This is a genomic window from Parvibaculum sp. (assembly GCF_035511255.1).
Classification (GTDB): Bacteria; Pseudomonadota; Alphaproteobacteria; order Parvibaculales; family Parvibaculaceae; genus Parvibaculum.
Genome location: NZ_DATKFR010000385.1, coordinates 1 through 2,683, shown reverse-complemented (window position 1 = coordinate 2,683; position 2,683 = coordinate 1). Strand labels below are relative to the sequence as shown.

2 protein-coding genes and 1 pseudogene are annotated in these 2,683 nt (G+C 59.7%); 2 read left to right on the top strand and 1 reads right to left on the bottom strand.

From position 1 onward, the window contains the following. A pseudogene (locus tag VMR03_RS14745) lies at positions 1 to 462 on the top strand (UbiD family decarboxylase); the annotation flags it as partial. Between the two features lie 17 nt (positions 463 to 479). On the opposite strand, the gene VMR03_RS14740 reads toward VMR03_RS14745, so the two are convergent. Then, positions 480 to 1,814, bottom strand: a complete 1,335-nt coding sequence (locus VMR03_RS14740) for a GSU2403 family nucleotidyltransferase fold protein (RefSeq protein ID WP_325406531.1) — start codon at positions 1,812 to 1,814, stop codon at positions 480 to 482. 260 nt (positions 1,815 to 2,074) lie between these two features. On the opposite strand from VMR03_RS14740, the gene VMR03_RS14735 reads away from it, so the two are divergent. Continuing rightward, on the top strand, positions 2,075 to 2,683 hold a 609-nt coding region (locus VMR03_RS14735; RefSeq protein ID WP_325406529.1), incomplete at its 3' end, for a transglutaminase-like cysteine peptidase.

Sequence of the window (2,683 nt, the reverse complement as noted above, 5' to 3'; positions counted from 1 at the left end):
CAATTCCCCGAGATCGTCGATTTCTGGCTGCCGCCCGAGGGCTGCTCCTACCGCATCGCCGTCATCTCGATGAAGAAGGCCTATCCCGGCCACGCCAAGCGCGTGATGATGGGCGCCTGGTCCTATCTGCGCCAGTTCATGTACACGAAATGGCTGATCGTCGTGGACGACGACATCGACGCGCGCGACTGGAAGGACGTGATGTGGGCGATCTCGACCCGCATGGACCCGGTGCGCGACGTAACGCTGATCGAAGGCACGCCCATCGACTATCTCGACTTCGCGAGCCCCGAGTCCGGCCTCGGCGGCAAGATCGGCCTCGACGCCACCAACAAATGGCCGCCCGAAACGAAGCGCGAATGGGGCACGCAGATCCGCATGGACCAGCAGGTCATCGACGAGGTGACGCGTAAATGGTCCTCGCTCGGCCTCCCCGGCACGGGCAAGCCGATCTGGAAGTGACAAGCGCCGACGCGTCCTTACGCAGGGCGCAGGATCTCTATGTCCCGCGATTTCAGAAGTAGAAGATCGCTTGCTTCAACAGGAAGATTCAGAAATTTCCGCCGCAGGAGCCCTTCAATTTCCTCTCTGTGTTTCATGAAGCATTCCAGATATTTCCTCGTGTGACCGCGTTCGGCGAAATGATCGTCGATCGCTTCTCGACTGACCGCGCAAGAAATGCGCTTCCCGGCTGAGAGACCCTCGAAAACAACAATGCCTCTCATGGCGTCGTAACGCGCCGGGGGCGCATCGAATCTCAAATCGAGCCGTGGCACGATTGCGCGCCGTTTCTCTATGACTTCAAGGATCATGTCCCTGACTTTTGCGTCAATGGCACCGAGCCCCTCGCAAAGGAGATTTCTCCATGTTTTACCGCGGTTCCACGCTTCGTCCCACACGCGTTTCAGTTCCCCCGGCTGACGTTGGGTAAGCAATTGCAGGAGAGCTTCCGCCTGAATGATGTCCTTTATTTTTTTCGCATCCCCCGCTTTCCGTCTTTGGGCGATGATTAGCTTGTGCAACGCGAAGCGATGCGGACTAGGGACATGGACATATATGCCGTTTCCATGGAGAACGACGGCCGACTCGGGCTCGTGGATGAGGAAATCTAGAAAGCGCAAGGGAAAGCCGTCAGTCCCAAGCGCGGGAAGCCGCTGAGGCTTGCCGGTTGCCGCGCCCTGATTAGGCGTTAGAAAGTCGACCCCCACGCCGCTATCGTTGACGTAGTTCGTGCTGCGCCGACCATCGACTATGTCTGGAATGGCCCGGAAGCTGGGATCGATCGCCCTGAGGACGTCAAGCATCGGCGGCGTGGTATCTTCTATAGCCACCGAGACAGTCGTGTATTGGGCAATGTCGACATCGCCCGTTTGCATGGAGGCGCGTGGAAGTCTTGTTCCGAGCATAGCCGAATAGGTCTGATAGGCGGACGTACCGACCATCACGCTGCGGAGCCGAAACACACCCGCCCGCGCGAGGGCTGCGATGATGTTTCCAATCATCCTTTGGGGAGCGGGCAAATAAGCAGACCTCACCAGTGCCGAGACGATGGAACGGCGGTCCTTCTCGTCGTCGCGCGCTTGCCGATGATGAGCGATGCGCTCGAGCAGCTCCGGCGTTTCAGGCCCCACATATTTTTGTTCGCGACCCGACGGAGTCTTGGCCTGGAAATACCAATAGGTCCGGCCACTAACGATCTTGGACACGAAAGTACCATCTTCCGCGAACGCCTCTTCGAAAGCCGCGTTGGCGCAACGGTCGAGCAGATCGGCATAGGCCGTCTGCATTGTCAGCGAAATATCGGGCGTTTTCATTTGTCTTATACTCAATTTGCAATTTGCGTATAACATAGACTCATGTTCATCGCAAGAAGCGTTATACGCAATCCGCGATTTGCGTATAACGCGCGCACCTCACCATAAGCCCCGCCCCCGGCACATCTCTTGCTCCGCTTCGGCCGAAGCCTGCGTCACATCTCCCGTCGTTAATCTTTCCGAAAGCATGACGGCGGACACTCGACGCGGGACGACAGCGATTGAGCGGGGACGGCGTGGAACCCAGTCGAGTGTTGCGTATGGCGTTTGTGCTGGGGTTTGCCGCTTCGCTGGCGATGCCCGCAACGGCGCGCGATGTCGGCGCCAGCATCTCCGCGCCGGCCACCATGCCCATCGGCCCGCAGGTCGAGGCGCCCTACGGCTTCGTCGATTTCTGCACGCGCGACCCGGCGCCCTGCCGCCTGCATGCCACCGAAATCACCAACATCCGCCTCACGCCTGAGCATCGCGCGACGCTCGAACGCGTCAATACGGACGTGAACCGCCTTCCGCAGATCACCGATCTCGATAATTACGGCGTCGTCGAATACTGGTCCTATCCAAACAAGCGCGGCGGGGACTGCGAAGACCTCGCCCTTGAAAAACAACGCCGTCTCGTTGCGATGGGCTTCCCCGAAAACGCGCTGCTGCTCGCCGTCGTGCGCCAGAGAAACGGCGAAGGTCACACCGTGCTCGTCGCCGAGACGGATCGCGGCGAATTCGTGCTTGATAATCTCGAGCCCGCGATCCTTGCCTGGTCGGACGTCTCCTACACCTGGCGCAAACGCCAGTCGCGCCTCGCCTCCGGTGTCTGGGAGAGCGTCGAACCCGGTGCGGCCCGCATCGCCGACGCCATGAAGCAGCGCGAC